Source organism: Streptomyces sp. NPDC001415 (assembly GCF_053597395.1).
On sequence record NZ_JBSFIE010000009.1, the window covers coordinates 71647 to 97953 of the forward strand.

Below are 26307 nucleotides of genomic sequence, written 5' to 3' on the forward strand. Positions count from 1 at the left end.
CGTCCGACCGTCTCAACCGACCGCCACCATCGTAGAGTTGGACCGCTCGGCCCAGCGGACCGCGGGCCCGAGCGCGAGGCCGGCGCCGAGGAACAGGGCGCCGAGCAGCAGCCAGCCGGGCACGCCCCAGTCGACGACGAGCGCGGTGAGCAGCAGCGGGCCGAGCATCCTGGCCAGCGGCACGCCCATGCCGAAGAAGCCCTGGTACTGGCCCTGTTGGTCGGCCGGTGCGAGGTCGAAGCCGATCTGCCAGGCGCCGGCGGACTGCATCATCTCGCCCGCCACCTGGAGCCCGCCCGCGACGAGGAGCACGACCACGGCGACCCAGGCGGAAGTCCCGGCGGCGCTGAGCGCGAACACCGCGCAGGAGGCGAGCATCAGCACCCCGCCGCGCGCCACGGTCCGCCGGGCGCTGGGCAGATCGCGGACGGCGGAGGCGGTACGGACCTGGAAGAGCATCACCGCACCGGTGTTGAGCACGAGCAGCGCGGACACCAGCCATCCCGGGGCGTCGGTGCGGGTGACGGTCCACAGCGGGATGGCGAGGCTGATCAGCGGCATCCGCAGCAGGAGCAGGGTGTTGAGGAGGGTGACCACGGCGTAGGGGTGGTCGCGCAGCACGGCGAACCGCGGCCCCGCGCCGGGCGCGACGGCCTTGGGCGGCACCTGGGGCAGCCGGAGCAGGGCGAGTGCGCAGAGCAGGAAGGCCGCCGCGTCCAGGGCGAACACGGCGAGGTAGGCGGTGCGGGTGCCGTAGTGCAGGGCGACCCCGCCGAACGCGGCTCCGATGGCAAGCCCGGCGTTCAGCGTGGACTGGAGGTGCGCGAGGACATGGGTGCGCTCCCGGCGGGCGACGAGTGCGGCGAGGAGTGCCTGGCGGGCGGCGGAGAGCCCGGTCTGCGCGGTCGCGTAGCAGCAGGCGGCCAGCACGAAGGGGAGGAAGCCGCGAACGAACAGGAAGGCCGCGACCGAGGCCCCCGTGGCGGCGGCGAGCAGGACGGCGACGCCGCGCGGGCCGCGCCGGTCGGCGAGCTGTCCGAGCGGCACCCCGGCGAGCGCGCCGATCGCCCAGGCGAGGGTCAGGCCGAGGCCTATGCGGGTGGCCGGGAGGCCGACTATGCGGCTGAAGTACAGGGCCGAGGTGACCAGGAAGGCCCCGTCGCCGATGGAGTTGACGAGCTGGGCGGCGGCGAGGCCGCGGGCGGGGCCTGCGGGCGGCAGGAGGCGGGGCGTCATGTGCCCATCAAATCAAGCTGAGTGGCCCAGCGCTCGGGCCATTTGGCCGCTCATTGACTGGGCCACTCCGGCCATCCGGACCGCCCGGCGGATCAGCGGGTGCGGCGGGTCACGAACTCGGCCAGGGCGAGGAGTTCGCCCGCCGCGGTGAGGTCGGGGACGGCACGCGAGAGGTGGTCGACGGCGCGGGCCATCCGGTCGGCGGCATGGATCTGGGCCCAGTCGCGGCCGCCCGCCAGGTCGACCGCCTCGGCGGCCCTGCGGACCGCGGCGGCCCCCATCGGGGCCCGGTACAGCTCGGCCAACTCGGCCGCCGCCGGGGTGCCCGAGCCCAGCGCGGCGACGACGGGCAGCGACTTCTTGTGCGCGGCGAGGTCGGCGCCGGCGGGTTTGCCGGTGCGCCCGGGGTCGCCCCAGATGCCGATCAGGTCGTCGATGAGCTGGAAGGCGAGCCCGGCCTCGCGGCCGAACGCGTCCATGGCGGCGACCTCCTCCTCGCCCGCACCCGCGTACAGCGCGCCCAGTGCGCAGGCGCAGCCGAGCAGCGCCCCGGTCTTGGCCATCGCCATGGCGAGGCACTCGTCGAGCGAGACGTCCTGCGGGCCCCGCTGCTCGAAGGCGCAGTCGGCCTGCTGGCCCGCGCACAGTTCGATGACGCAGGCCGCCAGCCGGGCGGAGGCGGCCGAGGCCGCGGGGTGGCCGTCGTCGGCGATCAGGCGCAGGGCGAGGGCGAGCAGAGCGTCGCCGACGATGATGGCGTCCGGGGTGCCGAAGACGGTCCAGGCGGTGGGGCGGTGGCGCCGCGTCGCGTCCTCGTCGATGACGTCGTCGTGGAGCAGCGTGAAGTTGTGGACGAGTTCGACGGCGGCCGCTGCCCGCACCGCCGCTTGTGTGCGGCCGCCGAGCGCGGTGGCGGCGGCGAGGACGAGCGCGGGACGGATCGCCTTGCCCCCTTGGCCGCCGGCCGGTGTGCCGTCCGCCTGCTCCCAGCCGAAGTGGTACATCGCGACCCGCCGCATGGAGCCGGGCAACGACTCGACGGTGGAGCGCAGTTGGGGGTTGACGACGGTACGGGTCCGCTCAAGCAGCTCGACGGCCTCGCGGCCCTCCATGGCTTCCGGCATTGCCAACTAGGGTTCCCTTTCTAGGAGTTGACGGCGGCGCCGGGCACGCCCGAAGGAGGCGCGCCCGGACCGGAAGCTCACCGCCAGCGGCTGACCTCGACGTTCTCCAGGACGCCGAGCGCGTCGGGCACCAGGATCGCGGCCGAGTAGTACGCCGTGACCAGGTAGGAGATGATCGCCTGCTCGTCGATGCCCATGAAGCGGACCGACAGGCTCGGCTCGATCTCGTCCGGGATGCCGGCCTGCTGGAGTCCGATGACGCCCTGCTCGGCCTCTCCGGTACGCATGCAGATGATCGAGGTCGTACGGGCCTCGCTCACCGGGATCTTGTTGCACGGGAAGATCGGCACCCCGCGCCAGGCCGGTACGTGGTGGCCCGCGACCTCCACGGACTCCGGCACCAGGCCGCGCTTGTTGCACTCGCGCCCGAAGGCGGCGATCGCGCGCGGGTGGGCGAGGAAGAGTTTGCTGCCGCGCCGCCGGGAGAGCAGCTCGTCCATGTCGTCGGGGCTGGGCACTCCGTCGTGCGGCTGGAGGCGCTGGCCGTAGTCGCAGTTGGTCAGGAGGCCGAACTCCCGGTTGTTGACGAGCTCGTGCTCCTGGCGCTCGCGCAGCGCCTCGACCGTGAGCCGCAACTGCTGCTCGGTCTGGTTCATCGGCTGGTTGTACAGGTCGGCGACGCGGCTGTGGACCTTCAACACGGTCTGGGCGACGGAGAGTTCGTACTCGCGGGGCGAGCCCTCGTAGTCGACGTACGTGTGCGGAATGACCGCTTCGCCGACGTGGCCCGCGGAGAGGTCGATCGCCGCTTCGCCGTAGTTGTTGGTGTGCTGGTCGGGCTGCGCCGAGGCCGTCGCGAGGTGGGCGTGCAGCGACTCGGAGCGCTCCGCGAGGTTGAGCACGTCGGCCCGGCTCAGGATCAGGGCGGTGCACCCGGTGGTGGCGCGGTAGGTGCACTCCCAGACGGAGTCGCCGGAGACCAGCGCCTGCTCGCCGAAGTGTGCCCCGTCGGCGAGGAAGCCGAGCTCCGTCTCGTCGCCGTAGGGACCGGTGCCGATCTTCTCGACGCGGCCGTGCGCGAGCAGGAACACCCGGTCGGTGATGTCGCCCGCCGTGGCGATGACCTCGCCCGCCGCGAACTCGCGCTGCTCGCAGCGGTTGGCCAGCTCGGTGAGGGCGGCCTCGTCCTCGTAGCCCCGCAGCGCGGGCAGCTCGCCCAGCTCGGCGGGGATGACGTCGACCCGCTCACCGGTCTGGACGAAGGTGATCCGCCCGTCCCCCACGGAGTAGCTGAGCCGTCGGTTGACCCGGTATGTACCGCCCTGCACCTGGACCCATGGCAGCATCCGCAGCAGCCAACGGGAGGTGATCTCCTGCATCTGCGGCACGGACTTGGTGGTGGTCGCCAAGTTCCGCGCGGCGGCTGTGCCGAGACTCTGCTGGGCGCGGTTCTCGGGACCTGCCTCGACCGACATGTGACTCCTTCTGAGCTCTTACGATCTTGAAGCTGGACTGCCCTGAGAACACTTCCAGCACGGAGAGTCCCCGCGCCATTACTCAAATGAGTGGGACTAGAACACCAGCAGGCCGGGCAGCCGCCGCGAAGCGCTCGAACACTCCCCGCACGCCCCCCGCTTCCGGCACCGCGAATACACCGGCCGATAACCGGCACATCGACGAACCTTTAATTTGCACGCATGATGCAAGTTAATTTACGGTGCCCCCATGCGGCTGACGAGATTCACCGACCTGGCGCTGCGGGTGCTGATGCGGCTCGCTGTCATCGAGAACGCGGACGACCAGGCCCCGCCCACCACGCGGGAGGTGGCGGACGCGATGCGCATCCCGTACACGCACACCGCGAAGGTCGTCGCCCGCCTCCAGCACCTCGGCCTTGTCGAAGCGCGGCGCGGGAGGGGCGGCGGGCTCGCGCTCAGCCCGGCGGGCCATCTCGCTTCCGTGGGCGGCCTGGTGCGCGAGCTGGAAGGGCCGGGTGACGTCGTGGAGTGCGAGGGGTCGGCGCCGTGCCCGCTGGCCGCGGCCTGCCGGCTGCGGCGGGCGCTGCACCGCGCGCAGGAGGCGTTCTACGACTCCCTCGACGAGCTCACCGTCGACGACCTCGTGGCCTCACCGACCGGTCCGCTCCTGATCGGCCTCACCAGCCGCTGACGCTCCGTCAGCCACCTGTCGGCCATCCCGTACACCCTCAGCCACCCGCCGGTCACCCGTACGCCCTTAAATGCGAATCTCACATACCAATTAAAGGAGCCCGTCGATGCTGTCCGCGAAGTCGACCGTGACCGTACGCGCCACCCTCCCCGCCGTCGGAGCGGCCATCGGAACCATCACCGAGCGCTTCTACGAGCGGCTCTTCGCCGCCCACCCCGAGCTGCTGCGCGATCTCTTCAACCGGGGCAACCAGGCCGCCGGCCTCCAGAAGCAGGCGCTCGCCGGCTCCATAGCCGCGTTCGCGACCCACCTGGTCCATCACCCCGAGGACCGCCCGGACGTGATGCTGAACCGCATCGCCCACAAGCACGCCTCGCTGGGCGTCACCGCCGACCAGTACGAGATCGTCCACCGGCACCTCTTCGCCGCGATCGCCGAGGTGCTCGGCGAGGCCGTGACCCCGGAGGTCGCCGCGGCCTGGGACGAGGTGTACTGGCTGATGGCGAACGCCCTGATCGCCATCGAGACCCGGCTGTACGAGGAGCAGGGCGTACTCGCCGGGGACGTCTGGCGCGAGTGGACCGTGGCGGGCCGCACCGAGGAGACCGCCGACTGTGCCACCTTCCGGCTGCGCCCCGCCGACGGCGCGCCCGCCCCCGCCTTCAAGGCCGGCCAGTACGTCTCGGTCCAGGTCGAACTCGCCGACGGCGCACGCCAGATACGCCAGTACAGCCTGATCTCGGCGCCCGGCAGCGAGTTCCGCTCGATCACCGTCAAGCGCGTCCAGGGCGACCCGGACGGCGAGGTTTCCGGCCACCTGCACGCCCACGTCCGCGAAGGCGACCGGCTGCGCGTCTCGGCCCCGTACGGCGATCTCGTCCTCGACGCGGGCCCTGACGCGGGTTCCGACGCGAGCCTTGGTGCGGGTCCTGATTCGGGCGGTGCCCCGCTGCTGCTCGCGTCCGCGGGCATCGGCTGCACGCCGATGCTGGCCATGCTGGAGCAGCTCGTGGCGGCCGGGCACCGCGCCCCGGTGACCGTGGTGCACGCCGACCGCTCGCCCGCCGAGCACCCGCTGCGCGACGACCACGCGGCGCTCACCGCCAAACTCCCGGACGCCGCGGCCCACTTCTGGTACGAGACCCCGGCGCCCGGCCACCCGGCCGACCGCACGGGCCTGGTCGACCTGACGACGCTCCCGGTCCCGTCCGGCACCCGCGCCTACCTCTGCGGCCCGCTCCCATTCATGCGCGCGGTGCGCACCCAGTTGCTCGCCAAGGGGGTACCGGCGGCCGACATCCACTACGAGGTGTTCGGGCCGGACCTGTGGCTGGCGCAGGACTGACGGCCCCCGGTCGGCGGGTGTCCGGATCGGCTCGCTCAACGATCCGAACAGATCGCCCCATACCGGGAGTTGGGGTACAAGCGGTACGACACATTCCGTACCGCTCGGGAAGGAGGCGGCCATGGCCCCTCCCCTGTCCGCAGACCAATTCCTCGCCGCCCTGCGCAACGAGGGCCTCACCGTCGTCGAGGTCGACGGATGGCGCACCCACAACCGGGCCGGCCACGGCGGCTGGGGTCCGATCAACGGCGTCGTCATCCACCACACCGCGACCAGCGGCGCCGACGCCACGGTCCGCCTCTGCTACGACGGCTACGAGGCCCTGCCGGGCCCGCTCTGCCACGGCGTGATCACCAAGGACGGCACGGTGCACCTCGTCGGCAACGGCCGCGCCAACCACGCGGGCGCGGGCGACAGCGACGTGCTGCGCGCCGTGATCGCCGAGAAACGGCTGCCGCCGCCGGTGAAGAACGACACCGACGGGAACACGCACTTCTACGGTTTCGAATGCGAAAACCTGGGAGATGGCGTGGACCCGTGGCCCGAGGCCCAGCTCGCCGCCGTCGAGAGGGCGGCCGCGGCGGTGTGCCGCTTCTACGGCTGGACCGAGCGGTCCGTCATCGGCCACAAGGAGTGGCAGGTCGGCAAGGTGGACCCGCGCGGCTTCACCATGGACTGGCTGCGGGAGCGGGTGCACGAGCGCCTGAAGTGACGCGCGAGGCGCCAGGTGATGCGCCATGTGATCTGCCGGGATGTGCCACCGGCGGTGATCACATGACAATGGGAGCATGACCCCCGAAGCGCTCGCCCCCCGCCTCCCCTCTCCTCTGGAGGAGGCCTCGGACGAGCGCTTCGCACGTCACGGCGTACGGCTGCTCCTCAAGCGGGACGACGTGATCCACCCGGATCTGGTCGGCAACAAATGGCGCAAGCTCGTGCTGAACCTGCGGGCCGCCGCCGGCCGGCCCGTCCTCACCTTCGGCGGCGCCTACTCCAATCACCTCCGTGCGACGGCCGCCGCCGGGCGGCTGCTCGGCTTCCCCACGATCGGCGTCGTACGGGGCGACGAACTGGCCGGCCGCCCGCTCAACCCGTCCCTGGCACAGTGCGCGGCGGACGGCATGCGGCTGCACTTCGTGGACCGCTCGACCTACCGCCGCAAGTCCTCGCCCGACGTCCTCGCGGGCCTGCTGGAGTCGCTCTGCTCCGATGCGTACGTCGTACCCGAGGGCGGCAGCAACTCCCTCGCGGTGCGGGGCTGTACGGCGCTCGGCGAGGAGCTGCGCGGGCTTGCGGACGTGGTGGGCGTGGCCTGCGGCACGGGCGGCACCCTTGCGGGCCTGGCGGCGGGCCTCGCCCCGGGCCAGCGGGCGCTCGGGGTGCCGGTCCTCAAGGGCGGCTTCCTCGACGCGGAGATACGCGCTCTCCAGCACGCCGCGTTCGGGGAGGCGCGGGGCGCCTGGACCCTGGACGACCGCTTCCACTTCGGCGGCTACGCCCGCGTCCCGGCCGAACTGGACGCCTTCGCGCGGGACTTCGAGCAGCGGCACGGGGTGGGGGTGGAGCGGGTGTACGTGGCGAAGCTGCTGTACGCGCTGCTGAGGCTGACGGAGGAGGGGGCGTTCGAGCGAGGTTCGAGGGTGACGGCGGTGATCACGGGCCGGCCTTGAATCCAGCACCAACCCTGCCAGGGGCGCTGGGAACCGCGCGACCAGCCACCCACGGTCCCCAGCCGAACGAACTCCCCCGGAGGCGACCTATCCCTCCCCCTCTCGATACGCCGCCGCCTCCTCCAGGTCCAGCCTCCGCAGCAACGTCCGCATCATCTCGTCGTCGATCCGGCGATCGTCCCGCAGGGACACGAAGACCTGGCGCTCCGCGTCGATCATGGCCCGGGACAGCCGCCGGTACGTGTCGTCCGCCGACTCCCCCGTCGCCTCGTTCACCGCCCCGAGCCGCTCCCACACCGCGTTGCGCCGCCGCTCAAGGACCGTCCGCAGCCGGTCGGCCAGCGGCGGCGGCAACGCGTTCCGCGCGTCGGTGAGGAGCTCGTCGAGGCGGGCTTCGGCGGCTCGCGAGGCCTCGCTCTGGGCCTGCGCCTCGGCCAGCGTCTCGGCCCGCGCGTCCCGCCCGGGCAGCTTGAGCAGCCGGATCAGCGGCGGCAGCGTGAGCCCCTGCACCACCAGCGTGCCGATGACCGTCGTGAACGTGAGGAACAGCACCAGGTTGCGGGCCGGGAAGGCCCGCCCGTCCTCCATCGTCAGCGGGATCGAGAACGCGATGGCCAGCGAGACCACGCCCCGCATTCCCGCCCACCCCACGATCGCCGGTGCCGTCCAGTCGACCTCCGGCTCGCGGCGCCGGATCTTCTCGGACAGCGCGCGCGGCAGGAACGTGGCCGGGAAGACCCAGACGAAGCGGGCCGCCACCACCAGGGCGAACACCCCCACCGCGTACCAGACCGCCTCGCCGACCCCGTACTCCCCAAGTCCCTTGAGCACCACCGGCATTTGCAGTCCGATCAGCGCGAACACCGCCGATTCGAGGACGAAGGCGACCATCTTCCAGACCGCCTCCTCCTGGAGCCGCGTCGCGAAGTCCACCTGCCAGGAGTGGTGGCCGAGATAGAGGGCGACGACCACGACCGCCAGTACGCCCGACGCCCCTACCTGCTCCGCCGCCGCGTACGCCACGAACGGGATGAGCAGCGACAACGTGTTCTGGAGCAGCGCCTCGTGGAGATGGCGGCGCAGCCAGTGGATCGGCAGCATCAGGACGAGCCCCACTCCGATCCCGCCGATCGAGGCGAGCGCGAACTCCTTGAGCCCGCCACCCCAGGTCGCACCGGCCCCGACGGCCGCGGCGAGGGCCACCTTGTACGCGGTGATCGCGGTCGCATCGTTCACCAGGGACTCGCCCTGGAGGATGGTGGTGATGCGGTTGGGGAGCCGTAGGCGGCGGGCGATCGACGTCGCCGCCACCGCGTCCGGCGGCGCGATCACCGCGCCGAGCACCAGCGCCGCGGTGAGCGGCAGGTCGGGCACGAGGAGATACGCGAGGTAGCCGACCACCACCGTCGCGAACAGCGTGTAACCGACGGAAAGCAGCGCCACCGGCCGCAGGTTGGCGCGCAGATCGAGGTACGAGCTCTCCAGCGCGGCCGTGTGCAGCAGCGGGGGCAGCACCAGCGGCAGCACGATGTGCGGGTCGAGGGTGTAGTCCGGGACGCCCGGCACGTACGCCCCGATCAGTCCCACCGCCACCAGGAGCAGCGGCGCGGGCACCGGCGTCCTGCGGGCGGCCCCCGCCACGGCGGCGCTCGCCGCGATCAGCGCCACCAGCGGCAATGCATCCATCACAACCGTCCCGTCCCCGCTCACCCGCGCCGCGTTCTGCGTCGTAACCTGGCCATCATGAGCGAGTGCCCGCACGTTGCAGAACTGCCGCGCCCCGAGCCGGCCCCGCTGAGCGACACCTGCCCGGAGTGTCTGAAGGACGGCACCCACCCCGTACAGCTGCGCCTGTGTCTGGTCTGCGGGCACGTGGGGTGCTGCGACTCCTCGCCCCACCAGCACGCGACGGGCCACTTCAAGGAGACCGGGCACGCGGTGATGCGGACCTTCGAGCCGGGCGAGAGCTGGCGCTGGTGTTTCGTGGACGGCCTGCTGGTGTGAGAGTGGCACCCGGGGCCCTTCGTTCAGGGCGTGCGGAAAGGTTCGAAGCCCTCGGCGCCTGGGTACGTCAACCCGGTCTCGGTTCACAGCAATTGGGCACCGCAAACCTCTAGCCACTGTCCGTACTCATAGGCTTACCATGAGTGACAGCCGTCGGGAGAGCTTCCGGCGACAGGGCACCATGGATCGCGATAGCGTCGCCAGTCCAGGTACGGACCCCGTACCCACGGCCCCGGGACCTCCCCCCTCCCCGGGCCTCGAAAGAGCTTGTGCCACCTTGGAGGTGAGGGTGTCCCAGATCGCAGGCGAGCCCGGGAATCAGGACTTCGTGGAAGTCCGGCTGCCGGCTGCGGGTGCCTATCTGTCGGTGCTGCGTACGGCCACGGCCGGACTCGCGGCACGTTTGGACTTCACCCTCGACGAGATCGAGGACCTGCGCATCGCGGTCGACGAGGCCTGCGCGATCCTGCTTCAGCAGGCCGTTCCAGGTTCCGTACTGAGCTGCGTGTTCCGCCTCGTCGACGACTCGCTGGAGGTCACCGTCTCGGCGCCGACCACCGACGGCCGGGCCCCGGAGCGCGACACCTTCGCGTGGACGGTGCTCTCCGCCCTGGCCGGCAAGGTCGACTCCTCGGTGGCCGAGGACCGTACGGTCTCCATCAGCCTGTACAAACAGCGCGGCGCGGGACCCGGACCGGCGTGAGCGGGGAGGGTCCGGTGCGGGACGAAAGGCGCATCCCCGAAGCCGTGCGCTCCGGGGGCATCCCGGAGCAGCAGGCCCGGCCGCACCCGGTGGACAGCCCTGTGGATGGCCCAGATGGCGTTTTGTACGCGGCGGAGCAGGCAGAGCGGGCGGCCCTTATGAGCGAGCACATCGAGCACAGGCAGCACGATCCACACGATCGCAGCGGGGCGCGGGCGATGTTCATCGAGCTGCGCAAGCTGCCCGACGGATCCCCGGAGAAGTCCGAGCTGCGCAATCAGCTGGTACGGATGCACCTGCCGCTGGTCGAGCACCTGGCGCGGCGCTTCCGCAATCGTGGCGAGCCCCTCGACGACCTGACCCAGGTCGCCACGATCGGTCTGATCAAGTCGGTGGACCGGTTCGACCCCGAGCGGGGCGTGGAGTTCTCGACGTACGCGACGCCCACCGTCGTCGGCGAGATCAAGCGGCACTTCCGAGACAAGGGCTGGGCGGTGCGGGTGCCGCGCCGGCTCCAGGAGCTGCGGCTCGCGCTCACCACGGCGACGGCGGAACTGTCCCAGCAGCACGGCCGCTCGCCGACGGTGCACGAACTGGCCGAGCGGCTCGGCATTTCGGAGGAGGAGGTGCTGGAGGGCCTGGAGTCGGCCAACGCCTATTCCACGCTGTCCCTCGACGTGCCGGACACCGACGACGAGTCCCCGGCGGTGGCGGACACCCTGGGTGCGGAGGACGAGGCGCTCGAAGGCGTCGAGTACCGGGAGTCCCTCAAGCCGCTCCTTGAGGACCTTCCACCGCGGGAGAAGCGGATCCTGCTGCTTCGCTTCTTCGGCAACATGACCCAGTCGCAGATCGCGCAGGAGGTCGGCATCTCGCAGATGCACGTCTCGCGCCTGCTGGCCCGGACGCTGGCCCAGCTCCGCGAGAAGCTGCTCGTCGAGGAGTAGCCGGGGTCCGGGGGCGCCGCCTCCGGACCCCTTGCCGTTTACGCGTCCCGCATGGGCCCGCGAATCCCGAGCGCCTTGGTCGTGGCCGGGTTCACCAGGAGGACGAGACCGGTGATGGCCACCGCGGCGAGAGCGATGCCCGCCGGGATCCACGGGGCGCCGTCGGAGTTCAGGAACATCCAGGCGACCGGCAGCGCCATGATCTGGGTGATCATCGCGGGGCCCCTGCTCCAGCTGCGGCGGCGCAGCAGGCCGCGGGCCGCGATGAGCGGGATCAGGCCGAGGACCACCAGGGTCAGGCCGCCCGTTTCGGCCTGGGTGGGCCGGTCGGGCTTGCCGGTCAGGCCCATCACGAGCATGTAGAGGCCACCGGCGACCAGGGCGAGGCCTTCCAGCGCGGACAGCGCCGCCGCGGCGGTCAGCCGGCCGGGGCGCGGTTCCGCGGCGGCTTCGGGGGTCTGCTCAGTACTCACCCGGCCAGGGTAGCCCGCGCGAGGGGTCCGACCCCGGGCCGGGCGGCCCGGCCCAAGTACGCCCCGATACCACCCGGTAGGTAGTCTGGCGCCCATGCGTGCACTTCTCGTGGTCAATCCGGCGGCTACCACCACCAGTGCGCGTACGCGTGACGTCCTCATTCATGCCCTCGCCAGCGAGATGAAGCTGGAGGCGGTGACCACCGAGTACCGCGGGCACGCCAGGGACCTGGGGCGGCGGGCGGCCGAGAGCAGCGACATCGACCTCGTGGTGGCGCTCGGCGGCGACGGCACCGTGAACGAGGTCGTGAACGGGCTGCTGCACAACGGGCCGAGCCCCGAGCTCCCCGAATTCGCGGTGGTTCCCGGCGGTTCGACGAATGTGTTCGCGCGGGCGCTCGGCCTGCCCAATGACGCTGTGGAGTCGACCGGTGTCATTCTCGACGCGCTGCGCGAGAACCGGCACCGGACGGTGAGCCTGGGTCTCGCCTCCGGGGTGCCGGGCAGCGTCGACGAGGGCGTTCCGGAACGCTGGTTCACTTTCTGTGCCGGGTTCGGATTCGACGCGGGTGTCGTCGGCCGGGTCGAACAGCAGAGGGAGCGCGGAAAGCGCTCGACGCACGCGCTCTATTTGCGCCAGGTGGCGCGCCAGTTCTTCGGCGAGCCCCACCGCAGACACGGCCAGATCACGCTGGAGCAGCCCGGCGCCGAGCCCGTCGAGGACCTGGTCCTGTCCATAGTCTGCAACACCTCCCCCTACACCTACCTGGGCAATCGTCCGCTGTACTCGTCCCCCGAGGCCTCCTTCGAAGCGGGCCTCGACGTGCTCGCGCTCACCAAGATGACCGCGCCCTCGGCGACCCGCTACGCGACCCAGCTGCTCACTTCGACCCCTGACCGGGGTCCACACGGCAAGCACGCCGTATCACTGCACGACCTGACGGACTTCACCTTGCATTCCAAGGCCCCGCTCCCCTTCCAGATGGACGGCGACCACCTGGGCCTGCGTACTAGCGTCGCGTTCACAGGCGTACGCCATGCACTGCGTGTGATTGTGTGAGTGGAAGGGCCCAAAGTCCTTTCACTCGAACGTTTAGGCTGGCATCCACCCCATGGAAGTACGACTGTGACCCAGTCGACACCGAGGAATCCAAAAAAACTTTCCTGAAGGGGTTGTATCCGCCGCCGAGGTTTGCGAATCTCTACATGGCGATCGGGACGGCCCGCAACACCAGCCTCCACTGAAAGCCAGAACCCCTCCTCAAACCAGGACCACAACCAGTCCAACTGGAAGATGGCCCTTCCCTTGTTGAGGGATTCGTGAAAGCGTTCACATTCACAAGCCCCCCTGCACGTAACACCAAGAGAGGTAGCAGCCATGGACTGGCGTCACAACGCCGTTTGTCGTGAGGAAGACCCCGAGCTGTTCTTCCCCATCGGCAACACCGGTCCTGCGCTGCTGCAGATCGAGGAAGCCAAGGCCGTCTGCCGCCGCTGCCCCGTCATGGAGCAGTGCCTGCAGTGGGCGCTTGAGTCCGGCCAGGACTCCGGCGTCTGGGGTGGCCTCAGCGAGGACGAGCGCCGCGCGATGAAGCGCCGTGCCGCTCGCAACCGGGCGCGCAACGCGACCGCCTGAGCCCCCACTTCCTGCCTTAGCCCCGCGCGGCGCGTACAGAGCGTACGCACTCACCGCCCCCCGAGCCGCAGCGCGCAGCAGTAACCCACAGCATTCGAGCCCCGAACCGCACTTCACGGTTCGGGGCTCGCTGCTGTGCGCGGGCACCTGCTACTTCTGCTACTTCTCGGCGCCCACCGGGATGTCGAGGACGACCTTGGTGCCGCGCTCCGGGGCCGGCACCATGTCGAAGCTGCCGCCCAACTCGCCCTCCACCAGGGTCCGTACGATCTGCAGGCCCAGGTTTCCGGTGCGCTGGGGGTCGAAGCCCTCGGGCAGGCCCCGGCCGTCGTCCCGCACCGTGATCAGCAGGCGGGACTCCTCGCGGGTGCCGCCGCGCAGCGCCGCGACCTCCACCGAGCCCGACTCGCCCGGCGCGAACGCGTGCTCAAGGGCGTTCTGCAGCACCTCGGTCAGGACCATGGACAGCGGGGTGGCGACCTCGGCGTCGAGTATCCCGAAGCGGCCGGTGCGGCGGCAGTTGACCCCGCCGGGCGAGATCTCGGCGACCATGGCGAGCACCCGGTCGGCGATCTCGTCGAACTCGACGCGCTCGTCCAGGTTCTGCGACAGCGTCTCGTGCACGATCGCGATCGAACCGACGCGCCGGACCGCCTCGTTGAGCGCCTCGCGGCCCTGGTCGGAGTCCATCCGGCGGGCCTGGAGCCTGAGCAGCGCCGCGACCGTCTGGAGGTTGTTCTTCACCCGGTGGTGGATCTCCCGGATGGTGGCGTCCTTGGTGATCAACTCCCGCTCACGGCGGCGCAGTTCGGTCACATCGCGCAGCAGCACCAGCGAGCCGATGCGCGTCCCCTTCGGCTTGAGCGGGATGGCGCGCAGCTGGATCACCCCGCCGTTGCCCTCGACCTCGGCCTCTCTGGGGGCATAGCCGCTGGCGAGCTTGACGATGGCCTCGTCCACCGGGCCGCGCGCGGGCGCGAGGTCGGCGGTCAGCTGGCCCAGGTGCTGGCCGACGAGGTCGGAGGCGAGCCCGAGCCGGTGGTACGCGGAGAGCGCGTTCGGCGAGGCGTACTGGACGATGCCGTCCGCGTCCAGCCTGATCAGACCGTCACCGGCGCGCGGGGACGCGTCCATGTCGACCTGCTGACCGGGGAAGGGGAAGGACCCGGCGGCGATCATCTGGGCGAGGTCGGACGCGGACTGGAGGTAGGTGAGTTCGAGCCGCGAGGGTGTACGCACAGTGAGCAGGTTCGTGTTCCGGGCGATCACACCCAGGACACGGCCTTCACGGCGTACGGGAATGGACTCGACCCGGACCGGGACCTCCTCGCGCCACTCGGGGTCGCCCTCGCGCACGATGCGGCCCTCGTCAAGGGCGGCGTCGAGCAGCGGGCGCCGGCCGCGCGGGACCAGGTGGCCGACCATGTCGTCCTGGTAGGAGGTGGGGCCGGTGTTGGGCCGCATCTGCGCGACCGACACATAGCGCGTGCCGTCCAGAGTGGGGACCCAGAGCACCAGGTCGGCGAAGGACAGGTCGGAGAGCAGCTGCCACTCCGAGACCAGCAGATGGAGCCACTCAAGGTCGGACTCACTCAGAGCGGTGTGCTGGCGTACGAGGTCGTTCATGGAGGGCACGCTGTTGAGCGTACCCGCGGTCACTGACAAGAAATGACTGCGGGCCGCGGCGCCTGGACGGGACCCTCAGCCCGTCCGGGCACCGCAGCCCGGTTGCCGGCCGACGGGTGTGCGGTCCCCCTCGGCCTTCAAGGGAGGTCACGGCGCGGTCAGGGCAGAGAGCGCCGGGGCCTCGGTTCCGCCCTCCTGTGCGGGGTGGGCGGAAGTTCAGTGTGTTTTATTGTGGACTAGACCATTCTGCCATGTCCATCCATGCGCACGGCACAATTTTCCGCACCATCACGACATCCGCAACCTCAACGGCGCTCCGGGGGGCCAGGCCGGTATGGCCGCCTCGGCGACGGCTTCGAGCTCGGCGCGGGTGGCGCCGTCGCGGGCCTGCTGGGACATGCCCTGGAATACGGGCCAGTGGCTGGACGCGACCGGCGGATCGCTCCAGCAGGGGTCGACGCGTCCCGGCCGGCTCGCCGGACGCCATCCGGCCCTGCCGCTCGCTCGAAGAGACATGCGGCCGCGACATGTTCCATGCCTCCGAATGGCCGCCTCCGTATGCGTTCCGGCAACCCATTCGGTCGACCATGGGGGGCGGGCGAGACCTCCGGCCGGAGGGCCCTTCCCTCTGCTAGATTGGTCTATACCACGCCCGTTTCACGTCTCCAGATCGGCAGGCCCTCGTGGAAGTTGTCATCGTCCCGGACGCCAAGGCAGGCGGCGAGCTCATCGCGGAGTCGATCGCCGCCCTGTGGCGCCGCAAGCCCGACGCACTGCTCGGCGTGGCCACCGGCTCGACCCCGATCCCGATCTACGACGCGCTGACCGCGAAGGTCGCCGTCGGTCACGTGGACGTCTCACGGGCCCGCGTCTGCCAGCTCGACGAGTACGTCGGACTGCCCGCCGGGCACCCCGAGTCCTACCGCGCCACCGTCATCCGCCAGGTCGTCGAGCCGCTCGGGCTCGGCCCGGACTCCTTCATCGGCCCGGACGGTTCGGCCGAGGACGTACAGGCCGCGTGCGAGGCGTACGACCTGGCGCTGGCCTCCGCCGGCGGAGTGGACCTCCAGATCCTGGGCATCGGCACCGACGGGCACATCGGCTTCAACGAGCCCTGCTCCTCGCTCGCCTCGCGCACCCGGATCAAGACGCTGACCGAGCAGACCCGGGTCGACAACGCGCGCTTCTTCGACGACGACATCGACCAGGTGCCGCACCACGTGATCACCCAGGGCATCGGCACCATCCTGGAGGCTCGCCACCTGGTGCTGCTCGCCACCGGCGAGGGCAAGGCCGAGGCCGTCGCGCAGACCGTCGAGGGTCCGGTCGCCGCGGTCGTGCCGGCCTCGGCGCTCCAGCTCCACCAGCACGCGACGGTCGTCGTGGACGAGGCCGCGGCCTCCAAGCTGAAGCTGGCCCCGTACTTCCGGCACACCTTCGCCAACAAGCCGGTGTGGCAGGGGCTTTAGAGCCTGTGTCTAAACCCCGTCCGGATCAGGCCGGGGCGTCTGGTGCGTGCGATCGCAAGGCGCCGGAAGGTCCTCGATGGGGGTACCCCCTGGTCTTCAAGACCTTGGGGGAGGAGCTACTAGGGCGTTTCGGCAACGCGGCATGGGGGTCCCCCTGGCCCTTAAGGCCTTGGGGGAGTGCGTGCCAGGCGCCACGGGCCCGGGCGGGGTTTAGACACAGGCTCTTAGCTCCGCCGGGGGCGCGGATTTCCAGGTGCGGGCCAGCGCCGGCCGGCCGCGCCCACGCGGCGGAGCCGCACAATGTCACAGCCCCGCGCCCCTTCAGCGCGCTGAGCAGCTCGGCGCCGGCTGCTCGGAACTCCCTAGGGGCGCGGGGAACTGCGCGACCAGCCGGCCACGGTCCGCGGACGACAAGACACGCGCGGGAGCGCAAGGGCTACGCGTCCGCCAGGGCCGGGAAGCGGATCCGGGTGCTGCACACGGACACCACCAGGGCTGAGACGGCCACCGCGCCCATCCCCCACACCAGACTCGTGCCGTTGGCTATGAAGCCGATCATCGCCGGGCCGGCGAGGAGGCCCGTCGTGCCCATGGCTGCGACGAGCGCCAGGGCGTCCGAACCCTGGCGGGCGGCCGCGACGTACACGCACGGCGTCACCGCCGCGATGCCGAGCCCTACGCAGGCGAACCCGAGCAGCGCCGGGATCACGCCTCCGGTGAGCAGGGCGACGGCGAGGCCCGCGCCCGCCAGTGCGCTGCCGACCCGGACGATGCGGTCGTCGCCCCACTTCGTGCGCCAGCCGTCGGCGAAGAGGCGGGCGAGGACCATCATCACCGAGACGACGGCGATGCCCAGCGGAGCGAGCTCCGCCGCCGCGCCCGCGCTGTCCTTCAGATAGAGCGCCGACCAGTCGTTCATCGCCCCCTCGGTCACGGTGCCGAAGGCCATCGCGAGGCCCATCCAGATCGTCACGCGGGTGGGGAGAGTCAGCCCACGGCGCCGCTTTCCGGAGGACTCCGGCACGTCCACCGGCTTCTGATCATCCGTCAGCAAGCCGGTGCGGGCGGCCAGTACCAGCACCACCAACAGCGCCGTAGCCGTGCCGAAGTGGGCCGACAGGGCCGAGGACAGCGACGTGACGCCGGACGCCAGCAGCGCGGCGAACAGCGAACCGGCGCTGAACGTCGCGTGCATCCTGGCCATCGTCGTCCGCTGGTACTTGACCTCCAGAGCGGCCGCCTGCGCGTTCATCGCCACGTTCAGACAGCCGACCGCCACCCCGTCGAAGAACACGATCAGTAGCGTGACCGGGTAGTTCGGCGTGACCGACAGGGCAAGTAGGACCACGCCCAGGCCCAGTGCCGAGAGGACGGCGAGTCGCCGCGAGCCGAGGCGCTTCGTCAGGATCGCCACGAGCGGGAAGGAGACCGCCGCGCCCGCCCCGCACACCATCAGCAGAAGGCCGAGTTCCGCCTCGGTCAGGTCGAGCCTCGTCTTCAGGGCGGGAATCCGCGAGACCCAGGTGGCGTACTGGAAACCGAGGCAGCAGAACAGTGCCGCGATGGAAACTTGTGATCGGCGGTATTCGTCGGAGGCGCGAAACATGCGCATTCAGCCTACTTCCATGGACATGTACACCGCGTTCGCGCCGTAGCTCGCCGGCAGTTCGACCTCGGGGTGGGCGCGGTAGCCCAGCCGGGCCCAGAGGACGTGGGCGCCTCTGACGGCCACCATGGAGATCCGCTCGTACCCCAACTCCCTTGCCGTGGCGAGGAGATGGGTGAGGAGCCGGGGGCCCAGGCTTCGGCCGCGCAGGCGCTCGGCTATGACGAGGTCGTGCGCGTGCAGGTTGCGGGAGGGGTGGTCCGCATCCTCCGCGCGGCTGAGGTCGGGGCTGGTGAAGGGGGGATAGGGCAGGGCGAGGAGGTAGCCGCCGACCCGTCCCTCGTGCTCAAGGACGAAGCAAGTCCCGGAGGAGTAGCGGGACTTGAGTGCCTCTCGCCCCTCCGACAGGCCGTCCCGCGCATACGCTCCCGCTTCCAGGGCCACGATCGCGTCCCAGTCGCGCTCGGCCAGCGGGCGGATGCGGACGTCGATCTCCGACACGGGGTCGGTTTCCAACAGGGGCATCTACTTCGAACCTCCGATGCAGGTGTACGGCAGCGGATCGAAGCCGTTGAAGCCCTGGGTCGTGTAGCCGACGGCGTACGCGCCGCAGGAGTGGACCCAGACCGGGTCGCCGGACGCCGCCTCGGCGGGGACCTGGACGCGGCCGCCCTCGTAGTCGTAGGCGTCGTCGCTGTCGCAGGTGGGGCCCGCGATCACGGCCGGGACGTACCGGCCGCCCGGGTGGCCGGGGAACTCCAGGCGGTACTGCAACTCGTCCATCTCGTACAGGCCGTTGAACTTTCCGCAGCTCAGGTACAGCCAGTTCTGGCGCTCGCCGTCCCGCTGGCGCCGGGCCGAGAGCCGGGACACGCGGGCCCGGATGGCGCCGTGGTCGGCGACCAGGTGGCGGCCGGGCTCCATGAGGAACTCAAGGGGTGACGCCGACTCCTCGCGCAGGCGCTGCATGCCTTCGCGCAGGACGGCGAAGATCTTGTCCAGTGGCGGGTCCAGGGGGCGGCCCTGCTTGTCGAGGCAGCCGAGGGCGGGCAGGCCACCGCCCAGGTTGATCGTGTCGAGCTTGATGCCGCGCCCGCCCAGGACCTTCACCAGGTCGGCGAGCTCATCGAGCGCGCTCTGCCAGGCATCGGACGTCATCTGCTGCGAGCCGACGTGCACGGACAGGCCCGACGGGGTCAGGCCCGCGTCCCGTGCCGCTTCCAGGACGCGTACGGCGTCGTCGGACGAGCAGCCGAACTTCTGGCTGAGGCCCCACAGCGCGCCGTCGCCGCTGGTGGCGAGACGGCAGAACACCCCTGACCCCGGGGCGAGTCGGGCGATCGCGGCGACGTCCTCGACGCTGTCGGTGGCGAAGTCGCGTATGCCCATGCGGTAGGCGTCGGCGATGTTCTCGTCCGACTTGATCGTGTTGCCGTAGTGGATCCGGTCGAGCGGCACGCCCGTCCTGATGGCCTGCTCGATCTCGCGCGGGCTGGCCGCGTCGAAGCCCGCGCCGTTGCGGGCGAGGCAGTCGAGCACCTCGTCCACCGGGCACGCCTTCATCGCGAACCTGACCTGGACTCCGGGCAGTTCACGCAGCAGTGCCGCGTACTGCGCCTCGATTCCGTCGAGGTCGAAGAAGATCCGGTCGTCGATGGCGTCGGCCAGGGCGGCCCGAATTGCCGTGCTCTCACGCATCGTCGACACCCCGGACCGGAGCCTCAGCCCTGCTCGCCGCCACCAGCGGGCCCCACGCCTCGATGAGCAGCGCGAAGTCCTCGATGTCGGCCTGCGCCTCGTCGAGCAGGCGCTCGCGCAGCGGCACCAGGAAGTCGGCGAACTCGGCGTATTTGCCGCCCAGTTGGCGGTAGCAGCGGTCGAGTACCTCCAGCCTGCGGACGTTCTCGGCCCGGTCCGCGCCCGCGCTCCGCCCGGCCAGCTCGGCGATCGTGGCGGCGCGTACGTGATGGTTCTCGTCGAGCAGCGCTCCGCGCGCCTGCTCCATCGCCGTGTAGATGGGGTAGAGGTAGAGCATCGACAGGAGGAACTTGGTGAACCGCAGCTGGTAGGCGGTGAATCCCGGGCCGGTCCGCCGCTCGGGCGTGTAGTAGTTCACGATGTTCCGGTTGTGCACCACGCCGGGCAGCGTCGCGTCGCGGACCAGGTGCAGCAGGAAGTAGTCGCTGCCTATGGTGCTGGTCGCGGGCGGCAGCGGCACACTCTCGTAGACCTCGCGGTCGAGGCCGATGTTGCACATGTCGACCCGCCAGATGTCGGGGGCGCCCAGCGTCGACTCGTCGTGCGTGAAGGGCTCGGTGCCGGCTCCGACGAACGAGTCCTCGACCAGCTTCCGCCGCTCCTCGGGCGGGGTGTCGGCCTCGGCCCACAGCCCGACCACCTCGTAGTAGAGCTCGGGGTCGAGGTCGCGTATCTCGCCGATGTCCACCGACAGCTCGCCCACGAACGAACTGCCCACCATCGCGACCGGCTTGTGGATGTCCGCCGGGTCGAGCCGGGTCCGCGTGACGTCCCCAACGGCGTCCACCGCGCGCTTCCCGAGCGAGAGCAGCTCGTGGTGGATGGGGAAGACGGGCTCGCCGTCCAGGATCTGGTAGCTGCTGTCGGAGTCCCTGCGGTGTACGGAGCCGCAGCCGAGCGCGCTCGCGACGAGGAACGCCCGGTTGGTGCAGGCGCCGTACGACACCTCTGAAGGCAGCATGAGGTCGAGCATCAGGTCGGGCTTGGCGACGCCGGACCGCCGGATGACCCGCTGGAGGAAGTCCCGCTGCCGCGCCTCGTCGAGGTGGTGCACCACGACGTGGGCGACAGGGGCCAACTTCCATACCGCATCGGCATGTTCGGCACGGGTCGGCCCGTCGGATGAGTCCAGGATCAGCAGGTGGACCTCGACGTCGAAGTGTTCGGCGGCGTACGCGGCCTCCTCGTGCACCGCCGCGATGGTGGCCGCGCAGGCCCGGTTGGTGGGCAGCGTCAGGCAGATGCGTCGCACGTGGGCTCCTCGGTCGGGGTTGCGGGCCCGGTGGTGCCCCAGGATTCAAGGCCGAGCAACTTGGCGCCCAGGTCGGTGAGTTCGGCGGTGGGGTACCGGAGGGACTCGTGCCTGCGCGCGTCGCCGACCAGCGTCTTGTTCCAGTCCGGGGTGCTGAGGCTGCGCCAGGACTCGACGCGGGACTTGCGCACCTCGTGGTCCGACTCCAGGGCGGGCATCATCGAGAGGTACTGGACCGCGCGGACACCGTTGTCAGAGGTGTTGCGAGCCACGCCGTGCGCGAGCAACCCGTTCCAGATCAGCAGGTCACCGGCTTCGAGCGCGGGCCGGACGACGGGGAATTCGGCGCGGTCGGTGTTCGGCCGGATGGGGTCGCGGTCGGCGGGCTGCGCGACCTTCCACTCCTCGAAGCGGCGGAACAGCTCGGGCGAGCACTGGAAGCCGCCGTGGTCGTCCTGGGTGTCGTTGAGCGCGATGATCCCCTGGACGCGCTGCGGCAGCACGCCGAGCGTGGTGTCGACGTCCCAGTGCAGTTCGATGTCGAAGCCCTTGTCGGTGGGCTCGATGTGCGCGCGGTCGCGGTCCTTGATGTTGGGCGGGTTCAGGTTGAGCCGGTCGAGGGTGACCCAGAGCTCCTCGCAGTCCCACACGTCGGCGAACGCGTCGTACACCCGCCGCGTCTGGCGGCTGTCCCACAGGAGCTGGTGGTGGTAGGCCTCGACGAACCCGTAGACGTGCAGGTGCTGTTCGAGCTCGGAGGCGAACTCGCGGTCCTCCGCGTACCAGGTCTCGGGCCGCTCGGGGTCCAGTCCCTGGAAGTCCCAGGTGAAGTCGAGGAGGCGCTTGGCGGCCGCGGCCGGGATCGCCTCCTTCACTATGACGTAGCCGTACGTCTGCCAGAACGCGAAGTCGTCCTCGGAGAGGACGCGCAGCGGGCGCGACTTCTTGATGTCCCGCAGCGGGGTGCGGGCCAGGTAGGTCTCGCCGCCGTCGGAGCTGAAGTAGGGGACGTCGGAGGCGGCTCGGTAGAGATATCGGTCGGGTGCCGACATGCGATCACTCCAGGGTGCGGATGGGTTGAGTGGCTGAGGGGATCCCCTGGGCACGGGGACATGGCCCGGGCGCGGGCGTCCTGGTGGGCGGGGATCGGCAGGGTGCGGCGGCCGGAGCGGTGCGCGCGGCCGGCCCGGGGAGTTCACGGTCGGCGGCGCAGAGCTGCGGCTGATGAGGTTCGGCATACGGTCGTGCTCGCGTCCGGCTTGCACCTTGCGGCCGTCCGGGGCCGGGGATGTGCGGGGTGCCGGGCGATGCGGGACCCTCGGCGTGGTCCTTGCGCCGACCGGTTCACAGTCGGGCATTGCGAGGGCAAACAGGCGCGTGGCAACCGGACTTGGCAAGCTCGGCGCGTCCTCGCGCCGGCCGGTCACCCGGTGGAGAGCGTACGTCTCCACGTAGACAGGGCCGGGGTTGCCACCTCCTTGCGCTCGGTGCCGCTCATGGGACGGGGGCACCTACACCGATCTTGCGTACCTCCAAGGTGGACTAGACCAACTTCCGGTGTCAACCCCCAAGTTGGGGCGGTGGCGGAGCCCAAAATGGACGGGTTCACGCACCGGACACGGGGAGGATACGTACTGTCAAGTAGACGCCCCCACAACCGAGTTGGCGGCTGCGTGAAGGCGGGACCGGAACGTTCCGGTCCGGCGGCCCCGTACAAGTCGGCCCTCGCGGACACCAAAAGTCGGCCCCATCGTACATGCGGCCTCAGGCATGCCCGCACATGCAAACGTGGCGGGTGACGGTCCGCCGACCGTCACCCGCCACGTGGTTCGTGGGCTGTGTCAGAGCCCTGCGACTGCCTCCGCCGCCGCGCGCCCGCACACCCGTGCCGCGCCGTGCGTGGCGACGTGCAGCGCGCCGCGCGGGGCCGCCCGCGGCACGCCCATCTCGACCACGACCGTGTCCGGGCGGGCCACGAGGAGGGCGTCGAGGGCCGCCGCCATCCAGGGGTGGCGGTGCTCGTCGCGTACGACGGCGACGATGCGGCGCTCCCCCGCGGCCGCCAGCACGTCGGCGGCCGCGCTGTCCGTGCCGTAGGTGCCGCTCTCGGTGCCGGGCAGCAGGGCGGCGAGCTCGCCGCCGATGCTCCAGGGGGTCTCGCTGCTCACCGCGATGTTCATGACGGGCGTGAAGGTGGCCACGTACGGGGCCGCGGTCAGCGGGCGCCACGACGGCCGGGCGGTGATCCGGGCGGCCCGGCGCGCGGCCACCAGACCGATGCCGCTGCCGGTGCCGGGCGCGGTCCCCTCCTGCACCGCCGCGCCCGGCGCCGCCACATCCCCCCTGGCCTCTTGGGTCCACGCCGCCAGCGCACGTACCCGTGCGGCGGCGTCGGCCAGGCGTTCCTCGGCAAGCTCGCCGTCCCGTACCGCCTTGACCAGCGCGTCGCGCAGCCGCAGTACGGTGCCCTCGTCGGCCAGGCCGCCGCCGACGCACAGGGCGTCGGCGCCCGCCGCGATCGCGAGGACGGAGCCTCGTTCGATGCCGACCGTTCCGGCGATGGCCTGCATCTCCACCGCGTCCGAGACGATCAGCCCGTCGTAGCCGAGCTCCTCGCGCAGCAGTCCGGTGAGGATGCGCGGGCTGAGCGTGGCGGGACGTGCGGGGTCGAGCGCGGGAAGAAGGATATGCGCACTCATGACCGACTTGGAACCCGCCGCGATCGCGGCGCGGAAAGGCACCAGCTCACGCTGGTGCAGTGTGTCGAGATCCACATCGATGCGGGGCATCGCGTGGTGCGAATCGACGTTGGTGTCGCCGTGGCCGGGGAAGTGCTTGGTGCAGGCGGCGACCCCGGCGGCCTGGAGGCCCTCGACATAGGCGGCGGTGTGCCGGGCCACCAGGGCGGTGTCGGCACCGAAGGCCCGTACGCCGATGATCGGGTTGTCCGGGTTGGAGTTCACGTCGGCGGACGGCGCCCAGTTCAGGTTCACACCGCACTCCGCGAGCCGGCGGCCCAGCTCGCGGGCGACCTCGCGGGTCAGGTCCACGTCGTCGACCGCGCCGAGCGCGAGGTTGCCGGGGAAGGACGAGCCGGTGCGGACCTCGATGCGGGTGACGTCACCGCCCTCCTCATCGATGGCCACCAGGAGGTCGTCCCGCTCGGCCCTCAACCGAGCGGTCAGCGCCGCCACTTGGGGCGCGTCCACGATGTTGCGGCCGAAGAGGCCGACGGAGGCGAGGCCTTCGCCGATGCGGCGAAGCAGCCAGTCCGGCGCGCTGGTGCCGGTGAACCCGGGCTGGAGGACGGCGAGGGCGTCGCGGGTCAGCGTGTCGGAACCCGTGGTCATAGTCGTCATGGGGCGGGGTTATCCCTTCACTGCGCCGGCCGTCAGACCCGCGGCCATCTTGCGCTGGACGAGGAGGAAGAGAATCACGATGGGCACGGCCATCATGGTCGATCCGGCCATCATCGGGGCGTACTCGGTGCCGTGCTGGGTGGTGAAGTTGGACAGCCACACCGTGGCCGTCTGGTGGTTCTGGCTCATCAGCATGAGGGCGTAGAGGTACTCGTTCCACGCCTGGATGAAACCGTAGACCGAGGTCGCCACCATGCCGGGCGCGAGCAGCGGGAAGACCACGCGGATGAAGGCGCCGGTGCGGCTGCAGCCGTCGACCATGGCCGCCTCCTCCAGCTCCTTGGGGACGTTGACGATGAACCCGCGCAGCGTCCACACCGTGAAGGGGAGGATGAAGGTCAGGTACGTGATGATCAGGCCCGAGAGCTTGTCGTACTGACCGAGGTCGTTGAGCAGCAGGAACACCGGGATGATCATGGCGACGAGCGGCACCATCTGGACCGCGAGGATGCCGACGATGACGATCTTGCGGCCACGGAAGGCGAACCGGGAGATGGCGAGGGCGGCGAGCAGGCCGACCGCGATGCCGATCAGGACGACGACGACCGAAACGGTCAGGGAGCGGCCGATCGAACCCCAGAAGTCGCCGATCTGGAGCGCCCGCTTGAAGTTGTCCAGCGTGAAGTCGGTCGGGAACAGGTGCGGATCGGGGTCGATCGCGTCCTTGGCCGGCTTGAACGCGGTGTTCAGCATCCAGTAGACCGGGAAGCCCGCGGTGACGAAGACCAGCAGGCCGAGCAGGTTCCAGCCGAGCTTGGTCTTCTTGCGGCCGGCGCGGCCCGGGGCAACGGTTGAGGCAGCCATCGTTACTCCACCTCTCCGATCTTGAGCATCTGACGCATGTACACCGCGATCACACCGAGCAGCAGGATCACCGTGAGCAGGGCGATCGCGGAGCCCTGGGAGTAGTCGTTGACCACGAAGGCCTTCTCGTACGAGTACGTGGTGAGCAGTTGGAACTCGGCCTCGGGGTGGCCGCCGCGCATCACGAAGACCTGCGGGAAGACGCCCATGTCCCAGATGACCGACAGCGTCGCGAGCATCACGATGATGGGCTTGAGGATCGGCAGGGTGACGTGCCGGAACACGCCCCAGGAGCCGGCGCCGTCGAGCCGGGCGGCCTCTTCGAGTTCCTTGGGGACCTGGGTGAGGCCGGCGCTGAGGGTGATGACGACGAACGGCACCGCGCCCCAGACCACGAGCAGCATGATGACGGCGAGGCCCTGGGTGCCGTCGGCGAACCAGTTGTGGCCGTGCATCTCGACGCCGGGCAGCTGGCTGAGCAGCCAGTTGAGGACACCGAAGTCGGAGTCGAACATCCACTTGAAGACGGTGATCGCGACGACGATGGGCATGCCCCAACTCGCCACCAGGGCGATGTTGACGAGCGTCTTGACCCAGCCCGAGACCCGCTGGAGCAGCAGGGCGATCAGCATGCCGATGACCATGGTCAGGACGACCGCGGTGGCGGCGAACAGGGCGGTGCGTACGACGACGCGCCAGAACTCGGCGTCACCGAGGACGTTGCTGAAGTTGTCGAAGCCGACCGACTCGGCGGCCTGGAAGCCCCACAGCTGCGGCTGCCCGAACTTCTGGAAGGACAGGGTGACGAGCCGTACCAGCGGATAGCCGAGGACGAGCGCGAGGACGAGCAGACAGGGCGCGAGCAGTGCCCAGGGCACCGCCGCTCCCCCGCCCGTGCCGCGCTTCTTCCCCGGCTTGCCGGGTTGACCGGATCCAGCACCCGGTAGTGGGTCGCGCCGCGCCGGCGGCACCTTGGCGGTGGTTGTCTCTGCGGCACTCATCGCGCGCTCCTGGTGATCCCTCTCTGGAACTGGCCGGGCAGGGCCCCGTCGTGGTGACGGGGCCC

At 70.6% G+C, this 26307-nt stretch carries 25 protein-coding genes; 10 read left to right on the forward strand and 15 right to left on the reverse strand.

The window, feature by feature from the left end; all coding sequences use genetic code 11:
• Positions 1–12: 12 nt before the first annotated feature.
• From ACWC2B_RS14625 to ACWC2B_RS14635, 3 genes are all read right to left on the reverse strand, one after another.
• Complete coding sequence (locus ACWC2B_RS14625) at positions 13–1236, reverse strand: MFS transporter (RefSeq protein WP_450716810.1); 1224 nt, start codon at positions 1234–1236, stop codon at positions 13–15.
• A gap of 92 nt (positions 1237–1328) precedes the next feature.
• Positions 1329–2360 carry a family 2 encapsulin nanocompartment cargo protein polyprenyl transferase gene (locus tag ACWC2B_RS14630; protein ID WP_450716811.1) on the reverse strand — a complete coding sequence of 344 codons (1032 nt, stop codon included), beginning with the start codon at positions 2358–2360 and terminating at the stop codon, positions 1329–1331.
• 77 nt (positions 2361–2437) lie between these two features.
• Positions 2438–3835 carry a family 2B encapsulin nanocompartment shell protein gene (locus tag ACWC2B_RS14635; protein WP_450716812.1) on the reverse strand — a complete coding sequence of 466 codons (1398 nt, stop codon included), beginning with the start codon at positions 3833–3835 and terminating at the stop codon, positions 2438–2440.
• A 250-nt stretch (positions 3836–4085) separates the two neighbouring features.
• Between ACWC2B_RS14635 and ACWC2B_RS14640 the strand changes: the two genes are divergently transcribed.
• The 4 genes from ACWC2B_RS14640 to ACWC2B_RS14655 all read left to right on the forward strand — a co-directional run bounded on the left by ACWC2B_RS14640 (position 4086) and on the right by ACWC2B_RS14655 (position 7544).
• Entirely contained in the window at positions 4086–4529 is a 444-nt protein-coding gene (locus ACWC2B_RS14640; RefSeq protein ID WP_450716813.1) for an RrF2 family transcriptional regulator, read from the forward strand.
• A gap of 106 nt (positions 4530–4635) precedes the next feature.
• The gene (locus ACWC2B_RS14645) at positions 4636–5874 is read left to right on the forward strand and encodes a globin domain-containing protein (protein WP_450716814.1); all 1239 of its coding nucleotides are present in this window, start codon (positions 4636–4638) and stop codon (positions 5872–5874) included.
• 121 nt (positions 5875–5995) lie between these two features.
• A complete protein-coding gene (locus tag ACWC2B_RS14650; protein ID WP_450716815.1) occupies positions 5996–6586 on the forward strand; it encodes an N-acetylmuramoyl-L-alanine amidase in 591 nt (196 codons plus the stop codon).
• A 76-nt stretch (positions 6587–6662) separates the two neighbouring features.
• On the forward strand, positions 6663–7544 hold the full coding sequence (locus ACWC2B_RS14655; RefSeq protein WP_450716816.1) for a 1-aminocyclopropane-1-carboxylate deaminase/D-cysteine desulfhydrase: 882 nt from the start codon (positions 6663–6665) through the stop codon (positions 7542–7544).
• Positions 7545–7631: 87 nt separating this feature from the next.
• Here the strand turns inward: ACWC2B_RS14655 and ACWC2B_RS14660 are convergent, their stop codons facing one another.
• Complete coding sequence (locus ACWC2B_RS14660; RefSeq protein ID WP_450716817.1) at positions 7632–9230, reverse strand: Na+/H+ antiporter; 1599 nt, start codon at positions 9228–9230, stop codon at positions 7632–7634.
• A 57-nt stretch (positions 9231–9287) separates the two neighbouring features.
• On the opposite strand from ACWC2B_RS14660, the gene ACWC2B_RS14665 reads away from it, so the two are divergent.
• The 3 genes from ACWC2B_RS14665 (at position 9288) to ACWC2B_RS14675 (ending at position 11198) form a co-directional block, all read left to right on the forward strand.
• Positions 9288–9548 (forward strand): UBP-type zinc finger domain-containing protein, encoded by a 261-nt coding sequence (locus ACWC2B_RS14665; RefSeq protein ID WP_053729846.1) that lies wholly within the window; start codon positions 9288–9290, stop codon positions 9546–9548.
• Positions 9549–9837: 289 nt separating this feature from the next.
• Positions 9838–10251, forward strand: coding sequence for an ATP-binding protein (locus ACWC2B_RS14670; RefSeq protein WP_053729847.1), 414 nt, complete (start codon positions 9838–9840; stop codon positions 10249–10251).
• Positions 10248–11198: an RNA polymerase sigma factor SigF gene (locus tag ACWC2B_RS14675; protein ID WP_450716818.1), complete on the forward strand. Its 951-nt coding sequence runs from the start codon at positions 10248–10250 to the stop codon at positions 11196–11198. Before ACWC2B_RS14670 ends, ACWC2B_RS14675 begins: the two co-directional genes overlap by 4 nt.
• A gap of 38 nt (positions 11199–11236) precedes the next feature.
• Here ACWC2B_RS14675 and ACWC2B_RS14680 read toward each other — a convergent pair whose 3' ends face one another.
• Positions 11237–11671 (reverse strand): hypothetical protein, encoded by a 435-nt coding sequence (locus ACWC2B_RS14680; RefSeq protein WP_450716819.1) that lies wholly within the window; start codon positions 11669–11671, stop codon positions 11237–11239.
• Between the two features lie 94 nt (positions 11672–11765).
• Between ACWC2B_RS14680 and ACWC2B_RS14685 the strand changes: the two genes are divergently transcribed.
• Positions 11766–12731: a diacylglycerol/lipid kinase family protein gene (locus ACWC2B_RS14685; protein ID WP_450716820.1), complete on the forward strand. Its 966-nt coding sequence runs from the start codon at positions 11766–11768 to the stop codon at positions 12729–12731.
• A 318-nt stretch (positions 12732–13049) separates the two neighbouring features.
• Complete coding sequence (locus ACWC2B_RS14690) at positions 13050–13307, forward strand: WhiB family transcriptional regulator (protein ID WP_004937597.1); 258 nt, start codon at positions 13050–13052, stop codon at positions 13305–13307.
• A gap of 159 nt (positions 13308–13466) precedes the next feature.
• Here ACWC2B_RS14690 and ACWC2B_RS14695 read toward each other — a convergent pair whose 3' ends face one another.
• Complete coding sequence (locus tag ACWC2B_RS14695; protein WP_450716986.1) at positions 13467–14933, reverse strand: sensor histidine kinase; 1467 nt, start codon at positions 14931–14933, stop codon at positions 13467–13469.
• Positions 14934–15221: 288 nt separating this feature from the next.
• Complete coding sequence (locus ACWC2B_RS14700; RefSeq protein WP_450716997.1) at positions 15222–15449, reverse strand: hypothetical protein; 228 nt, start codon at positions 15447–15449, stop codon at positions 15222–15224.
• A 167-nt stretch (positions 15450–15616) separates the two neighbouring features.
• On the opposite strand from ACWC2B_RS14700, the gene nagB reads away from it, so the two are divergent.
• Positions 15617–16402, forward strand: coding sequence for a glucosamine-6-phosphate deaminase (gene nagB / locus ACWC2B_RS14705; protein WP_450716821.1), 786 nt, complete (start codon positions 15617–15619; stop codon positions 16400–16402).
• Positions 16403–16838: 436 nt separating this feature from the next.
• On the opposite strand, the gene ACWC2B_RS14710 is transcribed toward nagB, so the two are convergent.
• The 8 genes from ACWC2B_RS14710 to ACWC2B_RS14745 all read right to left on the reverse strand — a co-directional run bounded on the left by ACWC2B_RS14710 (position 16839) and on the right by ACWC2B_RS14745 (position 26242).
• Entirely contained in the window at positions 16839–18008 is a 1170-nt protein-coding gene (locus ACWC2B_RS14710; protein ID WP_450716822.1) for an MFS transporter, read from the reverse strand.
• A 6-nt stretch (positions 18009–18014) separates the two neighbouring features.
• On the reverse strand, positions 18015–18533 hold the full coding sequence (locus ACWC2B_RS14715; RefSeq protein WP_450716823.1) for a GNAT family N-acetyltransferase: 519 nt from the start codon (positions 18531–18533) through the stop codon (positions 18015–18017).
• Complete coding sequence (locus tag ACWC2B_RS14720; protein WP_450716824.1) at positions 18534–19706, reverse strand: type III PLP-dependent enzyme; 1173 nt, start codon at positions 19704–19706, stop codon at positions 18534–18536.
• A complete protein-coding gene (locus ACWC2B_RS14725) occupies positions 19699–21018 on the reverse strand; it encodes a DUF6271 family protein (RefSeq protein WP_450716825.1) in 1320 nt (439 codons plus the stop codon). Before ACWC2B_RS14725 ends, ACWC2B_RS14720 begins: the two co-directional genes overlap by 8 nt.
• Positions 21000–22070, reverse strand: a complete 1071-nt coding sequence (locus ACWC2B_RS14730) for a phytanoyl-CoA dioxygenase family protein (RefSeq protein ID WP_450716826.1) — start codon at positions 22068–22070, stop codon at positions 21000–21002. Before ACWC2B_RS14730 ends, ACWC2B_RS14725 begins: the two co-directional genes overlap by 19 nt.
• A 789-nt stretch (positions 22071–22859) precedes the next feature.
• Entirely contained in the window at positions 22860–24377 is a 1518-nt protein-coding gene (locus tag ACWC2B_RS14735) for a glycoside hydrolase family 3 protein (RefSeq protein ID WP_450716827.1), read from the reverse strand.
• A 9-nt stretch (positions 24378–24386) separates the two neighbouring features.
• Complete coding sequence (locus tag ACWC2B_RS14740; RefSeq protein ID WP_450716828.1) at positions 24387–25241, reverse strand: carbohydrate ABC transporter permease; 855 nt, start codon at positions 25239–25241, stop codon at positions 24387–24389.
• 2 nt (positions 25242–25243) lie between these two features.
• Entirely contained in the window at positions 25244–26242 is a 999-nt protein-coding gene (locus tag ACWC2B_RS14745; protein WP_450716829.1) for a carbohydrate ABC transporter permease, read from the reverse strand.
• Between the last annotated feature and the right edge of the window lie 65 nt (positions 26243–26307).

Excerpts from the sequence above, each read along its gene's own strand:
- ACWC2B_RS14700 (WP_450716997.1), bottom strand. The coding sequence starts at position 15,449 with ATGTCTCTTCGAGCGAGCGGCAGGGCCGGATGGCGTCCGGCGAGCCGG.
- ACWC2B_RS14695 (WP_450716986.1), bottom strand. The coding sequence starts at position 14,933 with ATGAACGACCTCGTACGCCAGCACACCGCTCTGAGTGAGTCCGACCTT.
- ACWC2B_RS14650 (WP_450716815.1), top strand. The coding sequence starts at position 5,996 with ATGGCCCCTCCCCTGTCCGCAGACCAATTCCTCGCCGCCCTGCGCAAC.
- ACWC2B_RS14660 (WP_450716817.1), bottom strand. The coding sequence starts at position 9,230 with ATGGATGCATTGCCGCTGGTGGCGCTGATCGCGGCGAGCGCCGCCGTG.
- ACWC2B_RS14655 (WP_450716816.1), top strand. The coding sequence starts at position 6,663 with ATGACCCCCGAAGCGCTCGCCCCCCGCCTCCCCTCTCCTCTGGAGGAG.
- ACWC2B_RS14740 (WP_450716828.1), bottom strand. The coding sequence starts at position 25,241 with ATGGCTGCCTCAACCGTTGCCCCGGGCCGCGCCGGCCGCAAGAAGACC.
- ACWC2B_RS14645 (WP_450716814.1), top strand. The coding sequence starts at position 4,636 with ATGCTGTCCGCGAAGTCGACCGTGACCGTACGCGCCACCCTCCCCGCC.
- ACWC2B_RS14685 (WP_450716820.1), top strand. The coding sequence starts at position 11,766 with ATGCGTGCACTTCTCGTGGTCAATCCGGCGGCTACCACCACCAGTGCG.
- ACWC2B_RS14735 (WP_450716827.1), bottom strand. The coding sequence starts at position 24,377 with ATGACGACTATGACCACGGGTTCCGACACGCTGACCCGCGACGCCCTC.
- ACWC2B_RS14665 (WP_053729846.1), top strand. The coding sequence starts at position 9,288 with ATGAGCGAGTGCCCGCACGTTGCAGAACTGCCGCGCCCCGAGCCGGCC.
- ACWC2B_RS14715 (WP_450716823.1), bottom strand. The coding sequence starts at position 18,533 with ATGCCCCTGTTGGAAACCGACCCCGTGTCGGAGATCGACGTCCGCATC.
- ACWC2B_RS14690 (WP_004937597.1), top strand. The coding sequence starts at position 13,050 with ATGGACTGGCGTCACAACGCCGTTTGTCGTGAGGAAGACCCCGAGCTG.
- ACWC2B_RS14630 (WP_450716811.1), bottom strand. The coding sequence starts at position 2,360 with ATGCCGGAAGCCATGGAGGGCCGCGAGGCCGTCGAGCTGCTTGAGCGG.
- ACWC2B_RS14625 (WP_450716810.1), bottom strand. The coding sequence starts at position 1,236 with ATGACGCCCCGCCTCCTGCCGCCCGCAGGCCCCGCCCGCGGCCTCGCC.
- ACWC2B_RS14635 (WP_450716812.1), bottom strand. The coding sequence starts at position 3,835 with ATGTCGGTCGAGGCAGGTCCCGAGAACCGCGCCCAGCAGAGTCTCGGC.
- ACWC2B_RS14710 (WP_450716822.1), bottom strand. The coding sequence starts at position 18,008 with ATGTTTCGCGCCTCCGACGAATACCGCCGATCACAAGTTTCCATCGCG.
- ACWC2B_RS14640 (WP_450716813.1), top strand. The coding sequence starts at position 4,086 with ATGCGGCTGACGAGATTCACCGACCTGGCGCTGCGGGTGCTGATGCGG.
- ACWC2B_RS14720 (WP_450716824.1), bottom strand. The coding sequence starts at position 19,706 with ATGCGTGAGAGCACGGCAATTCGGGCCGCCCTGGCCGACGCCATCGAC.
- ACWC2B_RS14745 (WP_450716829.1), bottom strand. The coding sequence starts at position 26,242 with ATGAGTGCCGCAGAGACAACCACCGCCAAGGTGCCGCCGGCGCGGCGC.
- ACWC2B_RS14730 (WP_450716826.1), bottom strand. The coding sequence starts at position 22,070 with ATGTCGGCACCCGACCGATATCTCTACCGAGCCGCCTCCGACGTCCCC.